Source organism: Caballeronia sp. A2-2 (genome assembly GCF_057612605.2).
Window position 1 is genome coordinate 115740 of sequence record NZ_JBVFIR010000005.1, and the last position, 16400, is coordinate 132139.

Consider the following 16400-nt stretch of genomic DNA (forward strand, 5'->3'; position numbering starts at 1 on the left):
TCCTTATTTCGAATCGATGGGCAACGGCGCGAGCGGCGACACGAGTTTTTGCTCGCGCAACTCGCGCCAGAATTCGGCGGGCACCTTCACCTTCAGCGCGGCCACGTCTTCGGCGATGCGCTCGGGTTTGCTCGCGCCCGGAATGACCGCGCCGGCCGCCGGATGCGCCAGCACGAACTGCAACGCCGCGGCCTTGATCGGAATGCCGTGCCGCTGCGCCAGCGCCTTGATCTTCTCCACCTTCGCGAGAATCTCAGGCGACGCCGCCTGATACTCGAAATGGCTGCCGCCTGCGAGCACGCCGCTGCTATACGGACCGCCGATCACGATATCGACCTTCTTCTCTGCGGCGGCGGGCATCAGGCGTTGCAGTGCGGTTTCATGATCCAGCAGCGAATAACGTCCGGCCAACAGCATGCCGTTCGGTTTCGCCTCCGACAGACCGAGCGTGAGTTCGATCGGCTCGACGCGGTTCACGCCGAGGCCCCAGCCCTTGATCGTGCCTTCGTCCATTAGCCGCGCGAGTGCCCGGAATGCACCGGTCCGCGCGATCTCGAACTGCGCGAGCCATGCATCGCCATGAAAATCCTGTGCGATGTCGTGAACCCAGACAAAATCCAGCCGGTCTGTTTTGAGGCGCTTGAGACTGTCGTCGATCGACTTGAGCGCGCCGCTTGCCGAGTAGTCGTAGACGATCTTGTTCGGCCGTCCGAACTCGAACAAGCCGCCCTTTTCGCCGAAATCGCGGCTGCCGGTTTCCACTTCGTCCGAGATGATGCGGCCAACCTTCGTGCTCAACATGAACTCGTCGCGCGGATGCCGCGACAGCACTTCGCCCACGCGCAATTCCGCCAGGCCCGCACCGTAGAAAGGCGCGGTGTCGAAGTAACGCACGCCGTCGTTCCACGCGGCTTCGACGGTATTCAGCGCTTCGTCTTCCGGAATGTTGCGGAACATGTTGCCGAGCGGCGCCGAGCCGAAGCCCAGCGGCCCGTTGAGCAGGCTGCTTCTGATACTCATGGATGACTCCTTTGGACGATGAATGGAACCGCTAGACCTGCATCAAATGAAAGGTGTTCTGGCCGACGAACGTCTTGACCGTGGTCACGGTCGGCGGCACCACGAACGGCGCGCAGGCGTTGACGGCGGAGGCCAGAATCATCGCCGCGACGTTGCGTGGCACCGGGCGCGACGGACGCGGCCGGAAGATCTCGTCGCCGGGGGCGATCGCCTCGCCGCTCATCGCGCAGCGGCCCGACATGCGCGCCCGCGCCGCCATCCAGAGCTGATCGCGATAGCAGCATGTGGTGGGATCTCGCCAGTCGAGCGTCACGGTGATGGCGGTCGGCCGGTCCACCACGCTCACGCGCAGTTCGCATGGCGCGGGGCCGTGCTCTGCGCGCATGGTCCGCGCGCTGCGGCGTGGTCGTTCGAACGGCGGCTCGACGGGCGGCGGCTCGGCGTCGGCGGACATGGAGAGAAGCGTGATCGTGCGCGACCACGGATCGGGCAACTTCGCATCTGACAGCATCTGCGCCTCCTTGCGGCATCAAGGCATCGGTGGTTCGTCTCATCGCGCCGGAAAGCCGACAAGCGATGAAACGGCCGAGTCAAGATATCGCCGCAGGGCGCGATGAACCAGCCGTACGATGGGCTGCGAACGTTCAGGAAACGCTGCGCGACCCTATACCTTGGTATAGGGTGCCGTCCGATGTCGATGGAGAAACGAAGCGCGGCTTACTGACGGCGCGACAGCGCGCGCGGCGTCACGCCCAGCACCTGCGCCTGACGCACGAGTTCGACCACGGAGCGCACCGCCATCTTGCGCATCACCTGCCCGCGATGCAGCTTGATGGTGATCTCGCTCACGTGCATTTCGTCCGCGATCTGCTTGTTCAGCAAGCCGCCGAGCACGAACTCCAGCACTTCGCGTTCGCGCGGCGTGAGCGTCGCGTAACGCCCGCGCAGTTCCGCCGTGGACGATTCGAGCAGCAAACGGTCCGCGTCGCGCGTGAGAGCCTGCGTGACGGCATCGAGCATGTCCTGCTCGCGAAAGGGCTTGGGGAAGAAATCGAGCGCGCCGGCCTTCATGGCCTTCACCGACATCTCCACGTCGGGATATCCAGTGATAAACAAAATGGGAATATGCGGCGCGATCTTGGCGATGGCCTGCTGAAAAGCCAGGCCGCTTTCGCCTCTCAGGCGCACATCGAGAATGAGGCACGACGGGATATTCTCGCGCGTGAAATCGACGAATTCGAGCGGCGAGCCGAACACCTGCACACGATGCCCGACCGAGCGCAGCAGGCTGCCGAGCGACTGCCGCACGTCTTCGTCGTCGTCGATGATATAGACGATCGACGCCGGATGGCGGCCCTCGTCTTGTCCCGAAGCCGAAGTCATCGTGATCGTCATCCGACTTGTTCCTCAACCGGTGCAGGCAGTGAGCGATGCGCCATGTTCGGCGCGCGCGATGGGCAGGCGATGCAAGCACCGCCTTTGCTCATTGTAGCGGGATCGTCAGGTGTGTTCATCGCACGTGCAAATCGCCCGGAAGCGGCGCGCCACGGCCCGCGCCGTTCCGGGACTATTTTTTATACCAACGTATGGTTATCCCGCCCGGACCTACGCCCTATTCTGAACAGGAAACTTAAACGACCCGAGGGCCGTCGCACCTTGACCCGTTGGGTTCTTCCGAGGCATCGCGTGAGTTCTGTCGCTGTGATTTCCATAGTTGAAGACGACGATTCGGTTCGGCGTGCGACGGAGAATCTCATGCGGTCCATGGGATGGGATGTGCTCACTTTCGAATCCGCCGAAGCGTTCCTCGACGCGGGCGCGGCATCGATCACGCAATGCCTCATCTCGGACGTCACCATGCCCGGCCTCTCGGGCGTCGAAATGCATGCGCTGCTGATCGCGCAAGGTTTCGCGCCGCCGACGATCTTCATCACCGGCAATCCCACCGCGCAGGACAAGGCCGCTGCGCTCGCGAACGGCGCGCTCGCTTACCTGGAAAAACCGCTCGATTCGAAAGTGCTCTTGAGCCTCGTGCAGCAGGCGCTCGGCACGCCGTGAGACGCGCCGACCCATACATCGGTATAGGGTCGTGGGGCCGTGTTGGGGTGTTTCCATACCCCCGTACGATGTTCGCCGCGAGCCGGGCGCGTTAGTGTGCTGCGAAGCACAGCGAGGAATCCACCATGACCGGCAACGCGCTCGATCTGTCGCGGCTTCAGTTTGCCTTTACCGTTTCCGTTCATATCATCTTTCCGGCCTTGAGCATTGGACTGGCGAGCTTTCTGGCCGTGCTCGAAGCGCGCTATCTGATCACCGGCAAACCGCACTTCAAGACGCTTTGCCTGTACTGGGCGAAGATTTTCGCCGTGGGCTTCGGCATGGGCGTGGTGTCGGGCGTGGTCATGGCCTATCAGTTCGGCACCAACTGGTCGGGCTTTTCCAGCTTCGCCGGGCCGATCACCGGGCCGCTCCTGACCTACGAGGTGATGACGGCGTTCTTTCTCGAAGCGGGCTTTCTCGGCATCATGCTGTTCGGCTGGGAGAAGGTCGGCGCGAAGGCGCATTTCGCGGCGACGTTGCTGGTCGCCGTCGGCACGCTCATCTCCACCTTCTGGATTCTCTCCTCGAATAGCTGGATGCAAACGCCGCAAGGCTTCGAGATTCACGATGGCCACGTGGTGCCGGTCGACTGGCTGAAGGTGATCTTCAATCCGTCGTTTCCGTATCGGCTCGCGCATATGACGATGGCCGCGTTCATCGTGGCCGCTCTCGTGGTGGCGGGGACCGGCGGCTGGCATCTGCTGCGTGGCCGGCGCGATCCCGAAGTCAAAACCATGTATTCGATGGCGCTCGGCCTGCTGCTTTTTCTCGCACCCATTCAGGCGTTCGTCGGCGATCAGCACGGGCTGAACACGCGCGAGCATCAACCGGCGAAGATCGCGGCTATCGAAGGTCTGTGGGAAACGGAGAAGGGCGGCACCGCGCTCAATCTCATCGGCTTTCCGGACATGGACAAAGAGGTCACACGCCATGCGATCAGCATTCCGCATCTCGGCAGCCTGATTCTCACGCATAGCTGGAACGGCGAAATACGCGGGCTCAAGGAGTTTCCGAAGGACGACCGGCCGAATTCATCGCTCATTTTCTGGACCTTTCGCATCATGGCGGGTTTGGGCGTGCTGATGATTCTCGTCGCGCTCGCAGGCTTTGTGCTGCGGCGGCGCGGCACGCTTTTCGAGGCGCGCTGGTTCAACTGGCTCACCGTGTTGATGGGACCGGCGGGCATCGTCTCGCTGATCGCGGGATGGATCACGACCGAAGCCGGCCGTCAGCCGTGGGTCGTCTACGGCGTGATGCGCACGCGCGATGCCGTCTCGCCGCTGACGGCGCAAAGCGCGGGCGTGTCGCTGCTGGTGTTCGTCGTGGTGTATGCGCTGGTATTCGGCACGGGCGTCTATTACATCGTCAAGCTTATCCTCGCGGGGCCGGGTCATGCGCAAACGCCCGCGGCGCTTCCACCAAACGCGCCGGGCGTGGAAGTGAGCGGCAGGCGTCCGCTCGCAGCGGCCACGGAGTAGTACCCACAGGAGTCGTGCATGGATATCACCGTGGTCTGGGCTGCGATCATCGCGCTGGGTCTTTTCATGTATATCGCGCTCGATGGCTTCGATCTGGGCGTCGGCATGATCTTTCCGTTTTTTCCATCGGAAAACGAACGAGATGTGATGATGCAAAGCATCGCGCCGGTCTGGGACGGCAACGAGACGTGGCTCGTGCTCGGCGGCGCGGCGCTGTTTGCCGCGTTTCCCATGGTGTACGCGGTCGCGCTGTCGGGCTTGTATCTGCCGATCGTCTTCATGCTCGTATGCCTGATCTTTCGCGGCGTGTCGTTCGAACTGCGCGGCAAGGCGAACCGCACGAAGAATCTTTGGAATCTCGCGTTCATTTGCGGGTCGGCGGGCGCGGCGTTTTTTCAGGGCGTGATACTGGGCGCGTATCTGCATGGCATTCCGGTCACGAAAGGCGTGTTTTCCGGCGATCCGTTCTTCTGGGTCACGCCGTTCGGTTTCTTCACCGGCATGGGGCTGATGACGACCTACGCGCTGCAGGGCGCTACTTATCTCGTGATGCGCACCGGCGGCGAATTGCAGCAACGCCTGCATGCGCTCGTCTGGCCGCTGACGCTGGCGTTGCTTGCGTTCATTGTTGCGGTCACGGTATGGACGCCGCTCACGGATGCGCAGATCGCGCTGCGATGGTTCGATTCATCGTTCCGCTACCGGCTGTATCCGATTCCCGCGCTCGTCGCGATCACCGTGTTGCTGATGTACCGCGCCTGCAAACGCGGCAGCGACGCCGCGCCGTTCGCGCTCTGTCTCGTGCTGATCTTGCTCGGGTATATCGGGCTATTGGTGAGCATCTGGCCGTACGCCATTCCGAACAGCGTGACGCTGTGGGACGCCGCCGCGCCGCTCTCCAGCCAGCGCTTCGCGCTCGTGGGCGCGGTCATCATCATTCCGGTGATTCTGGTGTACACCACGGCGGGATATTGGGTGTTTCGCGGCAAGGTGGAAGCGGGCCGCAGTTACGAATGAGTGACCCATGAAGGAGCACCGAACCATGACGGACGATTCATCTTCACTCACGGTCGGCAAGCGCGTGCTGTGGTTTGTCGTGCTCTGGCTGGTCGGCTTCGCGGGCACGATGTTGCTCGCGTTGCCGTTTCATCTGCTTGTGGCAGCGTCGATGCATCGATGAAGGTCAGCTGCCGCGCACCATCGCGCTGCCGATGGCGCCATGCTTGGCGCGCCAGCGATACGGCGTGTCGTCGACATGACGGCGAAACACGGTCGTGAAGTGCGCCTGCGTCCTGAAGCCGACGCTGAACGCGATATCGGCCACCGTCGAACGCGTGGTCGCCAGCAAGGTCTGCGCATACTCGATCTTCCTCTGCAGAATGAATGTATGCGGCGATACGCCCGTGGCCGCGCGAAAACGCGCTGCGAAGTGCATGGGCGACAATCCGACCGATGCACCGAGTTCCGCGAGCGTCAGACTCCGGTCGATACGCTGATCGATGAACTCCACCGCGATCTTCACGCGCCACGCCTCCAGCGGCGCGACCGACGAAGCCCGCGCCGGCCTCACCACCGCACGTGCCGCGATGATCTCCAGCAACCGCGCGAGCATGGACAGCACGATGCCGTCCGCATACATGGAACCGGCCTGCGTGCGGCCGTACACGGCGCGCAGAAGCGTACCCGTGAGCTTGATGACCACGCTGTCACGCACATGCAGCGGCGCGTGGCCGGGGAACGTCGCTGAATCCGGCGAACCGCCTGTATCGAGCCATTGAGCCAGCGCGTGACACGGCACGAGGATATGCATGAAGTCGCTCGCGGCATGGAACGTGGCGCGCACAGCGAACCCCGGCGGCACCACCATGACCGCGCCACGGTCGATGACACCCTCGTGAAACGCAGCACCGTTCGCTTCGATGGTGGCAAGCGTCTGCCTCAGGCACAAGGTCGTGAGGATCTGCTGCGGGCCAGTCTGCGTGTTCCACTCGCGCGGACCGTCGCTGGTCCAGCGCGACATCGTGAAGCCGTCGTCGTGCAATGACGCCGCGGTTTCCGATGCACGCTCGATGCAAACTGATTCGACCATGGTAATGACCTCGGACATCATGACTTCGTGCCGGGAATGGCTTCGCATCACGTTAGTCTCTTGGCCATGCGCGCGGTAGTCTACGGCGGTATGGGGCGGCCCAGCGGGAGGATCAACACCCTAAACGAACGTATAGGTTCGCGCGTCAGCCGTGCGTTTTCGAAATACACGAGCGCTGTCTTGAACGACCATGTGGAATACCCGCCAAAGGGAGCCTTCATGGATAGTCTGACTCGCCGCCAGTTCCTCAAGCTCTCGGCGGCCACGCTCGCGAGTTCGAGCATCACCCTGCTTGGGTTCTCGCCGAACGCGGCGCTTGCGGAAGTGCGGCAATACAAGCTCGGCCGCACCACGGAAGTGCGCAACACCTGCACGTATTGCTCGGTGGGCTGCGGCATTCTCATGTATGCGCTCGGCGACAACGCCAAGAATGCGAAAGGCAGCATCATCCATATCGAGGGCGATCCGGATCATCCGGTCAATCGCGGCACGCTTTGCCCCAAGGGCGCGAGCCTGCTGGACATCATCCACAGCGAAGCGCGTTTGCAGGTGCCGGAGTATCGCGGGCCGGGTTCGAACGAATGGACGCCGATTTCGTGGAACGACGCATTCGAGCGCATCGCGCGCCTGATGAAAGCGGACCGCGATGCCAACTTCATTCATCGGACACCTGAAGGAAAGACCGTCAACCGCTGGACGACGACCGGCTTTCTCGCAGCATCCGCGGCGAGCAACGAAGCGGGTTATCTCACGCACAAGGTAGCCCGCAGTCTGGGCATGCTCGCGTTCGACAATCAGGCGCGCGTCTGACACGGCCCGACGGTGGCAGGTCTTGCCCCGACGTTCGGCCGCGGTTCGATGACAAACCACTGGGTCGATATCCGCAACGCGGATGTGATCCTCGTCATGGGCGGCAACGCGGCCGAAGCGCATCCGTGCGGCTTCAAATGGGTGACCGAGGCGAAGGCGCATCGCGGTGCGCGGCTCATCGTGGTCGATCCGCGCTACACACGGACGGCGTCGGTCGCGGACTATTACGCGCCGATCCGCACCGGCACGGACATCGCGTTTTTGGGGGGCGTCATCAATAATTTGCTCAGCACGGACCGGATACAACATGAGTACGTGCGTCATTACACGGACTTCGGCTTTATCGTGCGCGAGGACTTCGCGTTCAGCGACGGCCTTTATTCAGGCTACGACGCGCAGTCGCGTTCCTACGATAAAACCACATGGGAATACGAGCGCGGCGAGGACGGCTACGTGAAAAGCGATCCGAGCCTCACGCATCCGCGCTGCGTGTATCGGCTGATGAAAACCCATTTCTCGCGCTATACGCCCGAGATGGTCGAGAAAATCTGTGGCACCCCGAAGGAAACGTTTCTGGAAGTATGCGACCTGCTCGCGAGCACGGCGGTGCCGGGCCGTGCCGGCACACTGCTGTATGCGCTGGGATGGACGCATCACTCGATCGGCGCGCAGATCATCCGCGCCGGCGCGATGGTGCAGCTCCTGCTCGGCAATATCGGTATATCGGGCGGCGGTGTGAACGCCTTGCGCGGGCATTCGAATATTCAAGGCCTGACCGATCTCGGCCTGCTGAGCGAAATGCTTCCCGGCTATATGACGCTTCCCACGGAAGCCGATCAGGATTACCAAAGCTACATCACGAAACACACGCTGGAGCCGCTGCGCCCGGACCAGTTGAGTTTCTATCAGAACTACCCGGCCTTCTTTGTCAGCATGATGAAATCGTGGTGGGGCGATTCCGCGACGAAGGAGAACAACTGGGCGTACGACTATCTGCCCAAGCCCGACAAGACCTACGACGTGATACAGAACGTCGAGTTGATGACGCAGGGCAAGATGACGGGCTACGTGTGTCAGGGCTTCAATATCATCGCGTCTGCGCCCGACAAGGCGAAAGTTTTCGACGGGCTGTGCAAGCTGAAGTGGCTCGTCATCATGGACCCGCTGGCCACTGAGACTTCGGAGTTCTGGAAAAACTACGGAGACCATAACGACGCCGATCCGAAGCAGATTCAAACCGAAGTGTTCCGTCTTCCCACCACCTGTTTCGCGGAAGAAAACGGTTCCGTGGTGAGTTCCTCACGCGTGCTTCAGTGGCACTGGAAAGGCGCGGACGCACCCGGCGAAGCCCTCGCCGACGCCGAGATCATGTCGGCTCTTTTCCTGCGCATGCGGGAGATGTACCGCAAGGAAGGCGGCGCGTACGCCGATCCGATCCTGAACCTGAGTTGGCCTTATGTGAACCCTGAGAGTCCGACGCCCGAAGAACTGGCGAAGGAATATAACGGCACGGCGCTCGCCGACCTTGCCCATCCCAAACGACCCGAAAGCCCGATGCTCAAGGCGGGTCAGCAATTGTCGAGCTTTTCCCAGCTTCGCGACGACGGCAGCACCGCGAGCGGATGCTGGATCTTTTGCGGCGCGTGGACCGAAGACGGCAATCAGATGGCGCGCCGCGACAACAGCGACCCGGCCGGCATCGGACAATCGCTCGGCTGGGCGTGGGCGTGGCCGGAGAACAGGCGCATTCTGTACAACCGTGCATCGTGCGATATCAACGGCCAGCCCTTCGACGCCACGCGTCAGATCATCCACTGGAACGGGCATGCCTGGACCGGCGCAGATGTTCCAGACTATAAGGATGACGAATCGCCCTCGCTCGGCATGGGTCCGTTCATCATGAACCCGGAAGGCGTGGCGCGCTTCTTCGCGCGCACGCAGATGAACGAAGGCCCGTTCCCCGAGCATTACGAACCGTTCGAAACGCCGCTCGGCTATAACCCGCTGCATCCCGATCATCCGGAAGTGACGAGCAACCCGGCGGCGCGTGTGTTCGCCGCCGATCGTCGCAATTTCGGGCGCGCGGCGGAGTTCCCGCATACGGCGACGACCTATCGTCTCACCGAACACTTCCACTTCTGGACCAAGCATTCACGGCTCAACGCCATCGTCCAGCCGCAGCAGTTCGTGGAGATCAGCGAGCAACTTGCCGCTGACATCGGCGTGGTCGCAGGCGATCGCGTGAAGGTGTCGTCCAAACGCGGTCATATCGAGGCGATTGCCGTGGTGACCAAGCGCATCAGGCCGCTCAAGGTGGATGGCAAACGCGTCGAGACCGTGGGCGTGCCGCTGCATTGGGGCTACAAGGGTCTTGCCAAGCCCGGTTATCTCGCCAATACGCTGACGCCTTCGGTTGGCGATGCCAACACGCAGACGCCGGAATTCAAGTCGTTTCTCGTCAAAGTCGAAAAGGTGTGAGGCACGGCCATGTCGCTTCAATCACTGGACATCAAGCGGCTTTCGGCCACGACGGTACCGCCGCCCGGCGACCGCACGCCGGTCACCGGCACCGTGGCGAAACTGATCGATGTATCGAAGTGCATCGGCTGCAAGGCGTGTCAGACGGCCTGCATGGAATGGAACGACTTGCGCGATGAGATCGGCGACAACATCGGCGTATATGACAATCCGCGCGATCTGTCCGAGCATTCGTGGACCGTCATGCGCTTTACCGAATACGTCAATCCTAAGGGCGATCTGGAATGGCTGATTCGTAAGGATGGCTGCATGCATTGCGCCGATCCGGGTTGCCTCAAAGCGTGTCCGTCGCCGGGTGCGATCGTGCAGTACACCAACGGAATCGTCGATTTTCACGAGGAAAACTGCATCGGATGCGGGTATTGCATCGCGGGCTGTCCATTCAATATTCCGCGTTTGTCGAAGGAAGATCATCGGATGTACAAGTGCACGCTGTGTTCGGACCGCGTGTCTGTTGGGCAGGAGCCCGCTTGCTCGAAAACCTGCCCGACCGGCGCGATCATGTTCGGCACGAAGGAAGACATGAAGGCGCAGGCAGCGGGGCGAATCGTCGACCTGAAGCAGCGCGGCTTCGAGCACGCGGGCTTGTATGACCCGGCCGGCGTGGGCGGCACGCACGTGATGTATGTGCTGCATCACGCGGATCAGCCGTCGCTTTATCAGGGACTGCCGGACCGGCCGCAAATCAATCCGATGGTGCGCATATGGAAAGGCTTCGCCAAACCGATTGGATTGGCGATTCTTTTATTGACCATCATTGGGACGTTTTTCCATTACATCAGGATCGGCCCGAACAAAGTGCATGCACAGGACGAGGCAGCCGCGCGCGCCGAAATCGAGAAGATCATGGAGAAAAGCGATGAGCGCCAATGAACCGAAGCTCGACGACCCTATCGAACGCTATAACCCGAACGAACGCTCGATGCACTGGATCACCGCGATCAGTTTCGTGTTGCTGGCGCTGTCCGGTCTCGCGCTGTTTCATCCTGCCATGTTCTGGCTGTCCGAGTTGTTCGGCGGCGGCCAATGGATGCGCATTCTGCATCCGTTCATCGGGCTGGTGATGTTCTCGGCGTTTTCGTGTCTGGCGCTGCGATACTGGCATCACAATCTGATCGAGCGCGACGATATCTTCTGGCTTCTGCATATATTCGATATCCTGAACAATCGCGAAGAAGGCGTTCCGGAAGTCAGCCGCTACAACGCGGGGCAGAAGATGCTTTTTTGGACGCTGCTGCCGTGCATGCTGGTGCTGCTGGGCTCGGGCTTCGTCATCTGGCGGCGTTATTTCTCGCCTTACTTTGCCATCGACACCATCCGGCTGGCGGCGCTCGCGCACTCGGCTGCCGCGTTCGTTCTGATCGCCGCGATTCTCGTGCATATCTACGCGGGCATCTGGATTCAGGGCACGCTCGGCGCCATGCTGCACGGTTATGTAACGCCGGGCTGGGCGCGCAAGCACCATCCGCGCTGGTTTCGCTTGGTCATGAAAGAGCGACAGGCCGCGCGATCCTCTTCGAAGTGACCACCTTCATCTTCACACGCGAGAACATCATGAGCCAGCTATCCGTTCCTGTCGATCAGCACGATCATGTCCAGGGCACGAGCGATGCACCCGTGACGCTTGTCGAGTACGGCGACTTCCAGTGTCCTTATTGCGGCGCGATTCACAAGATCATCAGGGAAGCGCAGCGTACGATGGGCTCGCGCCTGCGCTTCGTGTTTCGTCAGTTTCCGCTCACCGAACTGCATGCGCACGCATTACGAGCAGCGCAATTTTCGGAAGGTGCGGCAACTGCCGGGAAGTTCTGGGAAGCCCACGATGTCTTGTTCGAGAATCAGGAAGACCTGAGCAATGTGGCGCTCGAACGGTATGCGCAATGGATCGATCTGCCCACGCGGACGCTGGCTGCCGCATTCGAAGGCGCACAGGATGGTCGGATCGAACGCGACTTCGAAGGCGGCGTGCGCAGCGGTGTGCACGGAACGCCGACGATGTTCATCAACGGCTATCTGTACGAGGGAAACCACGACGTGGACAGCATGCTCGCGGCCATGCAGCAGCGTTAAGTATGCTCGCGCTCAGACAACATCGAACGCTTGCACGACCACCGCCGTGCGTTCAGCCAGCTCGCCAATGCGCGACAAGTAGTTCTGAAAATGCGGCGTGGCGCGATGCGAGGCGATCGCGTCCTGGCTTCGATAAAGTTCGTCCAGCACGAAGCGGCTCGGGTCGTCCACGTCCTGCCATAAGTCATAGCGAAGATTGCCGGCCTCGGCACGCGATGGCGCCGCCATGCCGCGCAGCAACGCACCGAGTTCGTCAGCGCGTCCGGCCTTTGCATGAAGAATGGCGACGACCTTGATATTCGAACTCATCTCGCTCTCCTTATTGACGCGGAACTAAGTCTGTATCTGTTGTTCGCCGAGGAACTCGTGAATCTGCGCGACAACCGCCGCGCCCTCGCCCACCGCTGCCGATACGCGCTTGATCGAGCCTTTTCGCACGTCACCGATTGCGAATACACCGTTCACGCTGGTTTCGAAGGGGCGGCCTTTTTCATCGAAATTCGCGCGCGCCGCCGCCCCGCTCAGGACGAAGCCGCGCGCATCGGTCTGCACGCTGCAGTTTCGCAGCCAGCGCGTGTTCGGCTCCGCGCCGGTAAATAGAAAGAGGTGTTTTACATCGAACGATACTGGTCCTTCTGGACCGGCGCAATTGACACCGGTCAGCCCTGCTGCATCGTCATCCAGCGACATTACTTCGGTTTCCGTATGAAGTATCACGTTGGGCAATCGCGCGATCCGATCGATCAGATACTGCGACATATGAGCGTGCAGGCTGCTTCCGCGAATCAGCATATGCACACGCTGGGCACGCGATGCCAGATACACGACGCCCTGCCCCGCCGAATTGCCGCCACCGACCACGGCGACTTCCAGCCCGCGACACAACTTCGCCTCGACGGGCGACGTGCCGAAGAACACGCCCCGTCCCGTCAAACGTTCGAGTCCTTCGATCTGCGGCTTCAGATAGGCCGCACCGGACGCAATGACCACCGTATGCGCGGCCACGCTGCGGCCGTCATCGAGTTCGACTTCCAGCGGCGAGCACTCGCAACGCAACAGGCCGATGCGCGTCGGTATCGAAATATGCACGCCGAATTTCTGCGCCTGCACGTATGCCCTTCCGGTCAGCGCCTGACCCGAGATGCCCGCTGGAAAGCCCAGATAATTTTCGATGCGCGCGCTCGTGCCGGCTTGACCGCCCGGTCCCCAGCTATCGAAGATGACCACCGACAAGCCTTCCGATGCCGCATAAACCGCCGCCGCGAGCCCCGCCGGACCCGCGCCGACGATGGCCATGTCATAGGTATGTTCCGGGTCGAAATTCGGCAGCCAGCCAAGCTGCGAGGCGACCTGATTTTCGTCCGGCGCGCGCAGCACGGTGCCGTCCGGACAAATCATGATGGGAAAATCCGCGCGCGTCGCGGATATGCGTTCGAGCAGCGCGAGAGTGTCGGGATCTTCCTTCGCGTCGATCAGTGAATACGGGTACGAATTGCGCCTGAGCAAATCCTGCAGCGACATCAGCCGCGGGTCCGCGGAATCGCCGATCAGCACGGGACCGCTGCCGCGCTCGATCAACCCCGCGCGGCGCAAGATCAGCGCGCGCATGACCTTCTCGCCGACTTCCGCTTCCATCACAAGGAGGCGGCGCAAGTCCGCGCTCTCCACGACGATTGCTTCGGTATCCTCCACGATCACGCCATCACCCAGCGCCGGATGACCGAACAACTGCGCGATTTCGCCGAGAAACTGCCCTGTTCGATATTCGAAGATACGATGCACGCGCCCGACTGCATCCCGCCGGATCACGCGAACCAGCCCCTTGAGCATGATGACAAGACCAGGGCTCGGGCGGCCCATCGTGAACATGGTTTCGCCCCTGCGCCATGTGACGACTTTTCCAAACCCGCGCACGCGTTCGATCTCGCGTTCCGGGAGCACCGGAAACATTTGTTCGACGCGGCTGGAAAGCGGTGAGAACGTGCCATCGGCTTCGGCCTGCGCGGCTGCCTGCGTGCTTGTCGTGCCATCCGGCTCGGCTTGACTGGCCAGATCCCACGCGAGCGTCGTCTCCGCACGCGGCATGCGGCTCTCGGAATCGTTGTCGCCGTTCATCGGGTGCGTACCGTTCGGGTCATGGTGCGCACGACTCTAGATGAAGGCGGCGCAATACGCGCGCTCCCGTGCGATCCGGCAAAAAGCCGTTGCACCGCTTTGCGTCATCGCACGGTTTGCGGATGCCCCTTGAACGCCGCGCGAATCCTTGCATTCGAATAACGTCGGCTCTGCACGATCCCATTCACTTCAAAGGAGCGTCAACGTCATGCAGGATTTCAAGGGAAAAGTCGTGGTCGTCACGGGTGGCGCGACCGGCATCGGCTTCGCGCTGGCCAAACAATTTGCGCAGAACGGCGCGCTTTTGGTCATCGCGGGAATGAACATGGAGCGGCTTCAGCGCGCCGCAAAGCAGTTGTCCGAACTAACCGCGCGCGTGGAAATATTCGAATGCGATGTCACGCAGCGCGCGCAGGTGGAAGCGCTTGCGGATTTCGCGTGGCGGAGGTTCGACCGCGTCGATGTGATCGTCAACAATGCGGGCGTCGGGCCGGTGCCGTCGAGCGTGATCGATGCAAAACCGGAAGACGTGCACAGTGTGCTGGCGGTGAATCTATTTGGCGTGTGGAACGGCGTGTCCGTATTCGGGCGACGTTTCATCCAACAGGCAACGCCTTGCGCGATTTATAACGTCGGCTCGGAGAACGCCTTTTTCAACGCGATTCCCGAAGGCGCGGGCTATGTCGCAAGCAAGCATGCCGTGCTTGCGATGACCGTGGCATTACGCGAGGAAGTGCCCGCGCATATCGAAGTGGCGCTCATTTGCCCGGGTCTCGTGCGCTCCGAACTGGCGAAGGAAACGCAGGTCGGCATGGATACCGACAAATATGCGGGAATCGTCATGGAGCAGATCAAGGCGGGCCAGTTTTATATCGTGTCGCACGCTTTCAATCTGGTGCGTATCAAAGCGCGCTGGGGCGAAATCGAGGCCGCGTTCGGCAAGTACGCGCCGCCTTATGAAGGCGATGTTGAATTCGACGTACGTACGCTCGGCGTGAAGAACGGATGGTATCCTAAGTATCCGGACGCGTCGCCGAAAATTCATGTTTGATTGCGTTTCTAAAGGGGAGTCGAGGACTCCCCGCGCAGGCGATCTCACGATCAACCATTGCCGCCGTGAAAGAGCGCCAGCTTGTTCGTGACCGACGTCACGCCTTGCACGCCGCGCGCCACGTCCTCGGCTACCTGTATCTGATCTCCGCTTCTGACCGTGCCGGACAGCGTCACCGCGCCTCCACGCGCGCGCACGAAAACGCCCGACGTATCGAAGCCCTGAGTCTTCGCCAGCGCGCGCCGTACCGCTTTCATGAGCGCACGGTCAGCGCTTTTCTGATCGGGCGTGCGAGCGCTGGCTGCTTCCAGCGCGGATGCCATGGTCACGTGTGCGGCCATGACGTCGATCGGTGCGGCCATGGCCACGCACATCGCGATGACCGATAGTTTGCTGAGTTTCATGCGACTCTCCTTTTATGCCTGACGGGTTGCGGCCTTCATCGTGAGTCCGGCGCGCGTGAGATCTGAATCTGCGACTGTTCGCGATGCTTCGCGGCAAGGCGTGCCTGTGCATCTTCGATATCGTAGGGAAAGCGCAGGCTCGACGCGCGCGTCGGGTAATAGCCCACGCTTTCGAGTTCTTCGAGTTCTTTCATGGCCTGCGCATGGGTCATCGGCTGATCGGGGGTCTGCGCGTGCGCGGCGACGGTCAGCAGCACTGAAACGTATAAGGCGATTCGGCGTCGCATCACCGCGCAAGCGCGGCGATTGCCGCTTCCGCTACTTCGATGTCCTGCTCCACGCTGCCCGCGCTCGCGCCCACCGCGCCGATGATCTTGCCTGCGGACATCACCGGGATACCGCCGCCGAAAATCACGACTTTTCCGGCATTGCTTTCCTGAATGCCAAATAGCGGCCTGCCTGACTGTGAAAGCGCCGCGAGGTCCGACGTGGTCTTGTCGAAAATACGCGCGGTGACCGCCTTGTCGATGGCGAGATCGATACTTCCGATCAACGCACCATCCTGACGCACGAAGGCAATCAGATGTCCGCCGGCATCCACAACGGCAATGTTGTAGGCAATGCCGATACCGCTCGCGCGTGCTTCCCCTGCGGCAAGCATGCGCTTCGCATCGTCCAGCGTGAGGGTTTCGTATGTTCGTGGCATGGCGGTCCTTTGAGGTAAG

General features: G+C 61.5%; 18 protein-coding genes. 9 read left to right on the forward strand and 9 right to left on the reverse strand.

All coding sequences use genetic code 11. The annotated features are described in order from the left end of the window. Nucleotides 1-3: 3 nt before the first annotated feature. From ACZCWR_RS34660 to ACZCWR_RS34670, 3 genes are all read right to left on the reverse strand, one after another. A complete protein-coding gene (locus ACZCWR_RS34660) occupies nucleotides 4-1020 on the reverse strand; it encodes an aldo/keto reductase (RefSeq protein WP_487307054.1) in 1017 nt (338 codons plus the stop codon). A 31-nt stretch (nucleotides 1021-1051) separates the two neighbouring features. Beyond that, a complete protein-coding gene (locus tag ACZCWR_RS34665) occupies nucleotides 1052-1531 on the reverse strand; it encodes a DUF3331 domain-containing protein (RefSeq protein WP_487307055.1) in 480 nt (159 codons plus the stop codon). A gap of 206 nt (nucleotides 1532-1737) precedes the next feature. Then, entirely contained in the window at nucleotides 1738-2415 is a 678-nt protein-coding gene (locus ACZCWR_RS34670; RefSeq protein ID WP_487307056.1) for a response regulator transcription factor, read from the reverse strand. A gap of 306 nt (nucleotides 2416-2721) precedes the next feature. Here ACZCWR_RS34670 and ACZCWR_RS34675 point away from each other — a divergent pair, with 306 nt between their 5' ends. From ACZCWR_RS34675 to ACZCWR_RS34690, 4 genes are all read left to right on the forward strand, one after another. Then, nucleotides 2722-3078, forward strand: coding sequence for a response regulator transcription factor (locus ACZCWR_RS34675; RefSeq protein WP_487307099.1), 357 nt, complete (start codon nucleotides 2722-2724; stop codon nucleotides 3076-3078). Nucleotides 3079-3203: 125 nt separating this feature from the next. Continuing rightward, nucleotides 3204-4598, forward strand: coding sequence for a cytochrome ubiquinol oxidase subunit I (locus tag ACZCWR_RS34680; protein WP_487307057.1), 1395 nt, complete (start codon nucleotides 3204-3206; stop codon nucleotides 4596-4598). 18 nt (nucleotides 4599-4616) lie between these two features. Beyond that, nucleotides 4617-5615, forward strand: a complete 999-nt coding sequence (cydB, locus tag ACZCWR_RS34685; RefSeq protein WP_487307058.1) for a cytochrome d ubiquinol oxidase subunit II — start codon at nucleotides 4617-4619, stop codon at nucleotides 5613-5615. Between the two features lie 25 nt (nucleotides 5616-5640). Then, a complete protein-coding gene (locus tag ACZCWR_RS34690; RefSeq protein WP_487307059.1) occupies nucleotides 5641-5778 on the forward strand; it encodes a hypothetical protein in 138 nt (45 codons plus the stop codon). 3 nt (nucleotides 5779-5781) lie between these two features. Here ACZCWR_RS34690 and ACZCWR_RS34695 read toward each other — a convergent pair whose 3' ends face one another. Next, complete coding sequence (locus tag ACZCWR_RS34695; protein ID WP_487307060.1) at nucleotides 5782-6687, reverse strand: helix-turn-helix domain-containing protein; 906 nt, start codon at nucleotides 6685-6687, stop codon at nucleotides 5782-5784. Nucleotides 6688-6906: 219 nt separating this feature from the next. Between ACZCWR_RS34695 and fdnG the strand changes: the two genes are divergently transcribed. Genes fdnG through ACZCWR_RS34715 form a run of 4 tightly spaced genes read left to right on the forward strand, consistent with a single transcriptional unit; the run spans nucleotide 6907 to nucleotide 12105 of the window. After that, entirely contained in the window at nucleotides 6907-9975 is a 3069-nt protein-coding gene (gene fdnG, locus ACZCWR_RS34700) for a formate dehydrogenase-N subunit alpha (RefSeq protein ID WP_487307061.1), read from the forward strand. A 9-nt stretch (nucleotides 9976-9984) separates the two neighbouring features. Then, nucleotides 9985-10908, forward strand: coding sequence for a formate dehydrogenase subunit beta (gene fdxH, locus ACZCWR_RS34705; protein ID WP_487307062.1), 924 nt, complete (start codon nucleotides 9985-9987; stop codon nucleotides 10906-10908). Then, on the forward strand, nucleotides 10895-11560 hold the full coding sequence (locus ACZCWR_RS34710; protein ID WP_487307063.1) for a formate dehydrogenase subunit gamma: 666 nt from the start codon (nucleotides 10895-10897) through the stop codon (nucleotides 11558-11560). Before fdxH ends, ACZCWR_RS34710 begins: the two co-directional genes overlap by 14 nt. Before the next feature lie 29 nt (nucleotides 11561-11589). Next, nucleotides 11590-12105 carry a DsbA family protein gene (locus ACZCWR_RS34715; RefSeq protein ID WP_487307064.1) on the forward strand — a complete coding sequence of 172 codons (516 nt, stop codon included), beginning with the start codon at nucleotides 11590-11592 and terminating at the stop codon, nucleotides 12103-12105. Nucleotides 12106-12117: 12 nt separating this feature from the next. Here the strand turns inward: ACZCWR_RS34715 and ACZCWR_RS34720 are convergent, their stop codons facing one another. Beyond that, nucleotides 12118-12414: a putative quinol monooxygenase gene (locus ACZCWR_RS34720; protein ID WP_487307065.1), complete on the reverse strand. Its 297-nt coding sequence runs from the start codon at nucleotides 12412-12414 to the stop codon at nucleotides 12118-12120. Nucleotides 12415-12438: 24 nt separating this feature from the next. Continuing rightward, nucleotides 12439-14220: an FAD-dependent oxidoreductase gene (locus tag ACZCWR_RS34725; protein ID WP_487307066.1), complete on the reverse strand. Its 1782-nt coding sequence runs from the start codon at nucleotides 14218-14220 to the stop codon at nucleotides 12439-12441. Between the two features lie 208 nt (nucleotides 14221-14428). Between ACZCWR_RS34725 and ACZCWR_RS34730 the strand changes: the two genes are divergently transcribed. Further along, on the forward strand, nucleotides 14429-15271 hold the full coding sequence (locus tag ACZCWR_RS34730; RefSeq protein ID WP_487307067.1) for an SDR family NAD(P)-dependent oxidoreductase: 843 nt from the start codon (nucleotides 14429-14431) through the stop codon (nucleotides 15269-15271). 50 nt (nucleotides 15272-15321) lie between these two features. On the opposite strand, the gene ACZCWR_RS34735 is transcribed toward ACZCWR_RS34730, so the two are convergent. From ACZCWR_RS34735 to ACZCWR_RS34745, 3 genes are read right to left on the reverse strand one after another with little or no spacing between them, the layout of a single operon-like run. Then, nucleotides 15322-15675 (reverse strand): BON domain-containing protein, encoded by a 354-nt coding sequence (locus ACZCWR_RS34735; protein WP_487307068.1) that lies wholly within the window; start codon nucleotides 15673-15675, stop codon nucleotides 15322-15324. 35 nt (nucleotides 15676-15710) lie between these two features. Beyond that, nucleotides 15711-15962 (reverse strand): DUF4148 domain-containing protein, encoded by a 252-nt coding sequence (locus tag ACZCWR_RS34740; protein ID WP_487307069.1) that lies wholly within the window; start codon nucleotides 15960-15962, stop codon nucleotides 15711-15713. Next, a complete protein-coding gene (locus tag ACZCWR_RS34745) occupies nucleotides 15962-16381 on the reverse strand; it encodes a GlcG/HbpS family heme-binding protein (RefSeq protein ID WP_487307070.1) in 420 nt (139 codons plus the stop codon). The genes ACZCWR_RS34740 and ACZCWR_RS34745 overlap by 1 nt, the downstream gene beginning before the upstream one ends. Nucleotides 16382-16400: the final 19 nt, after the last annotated feature.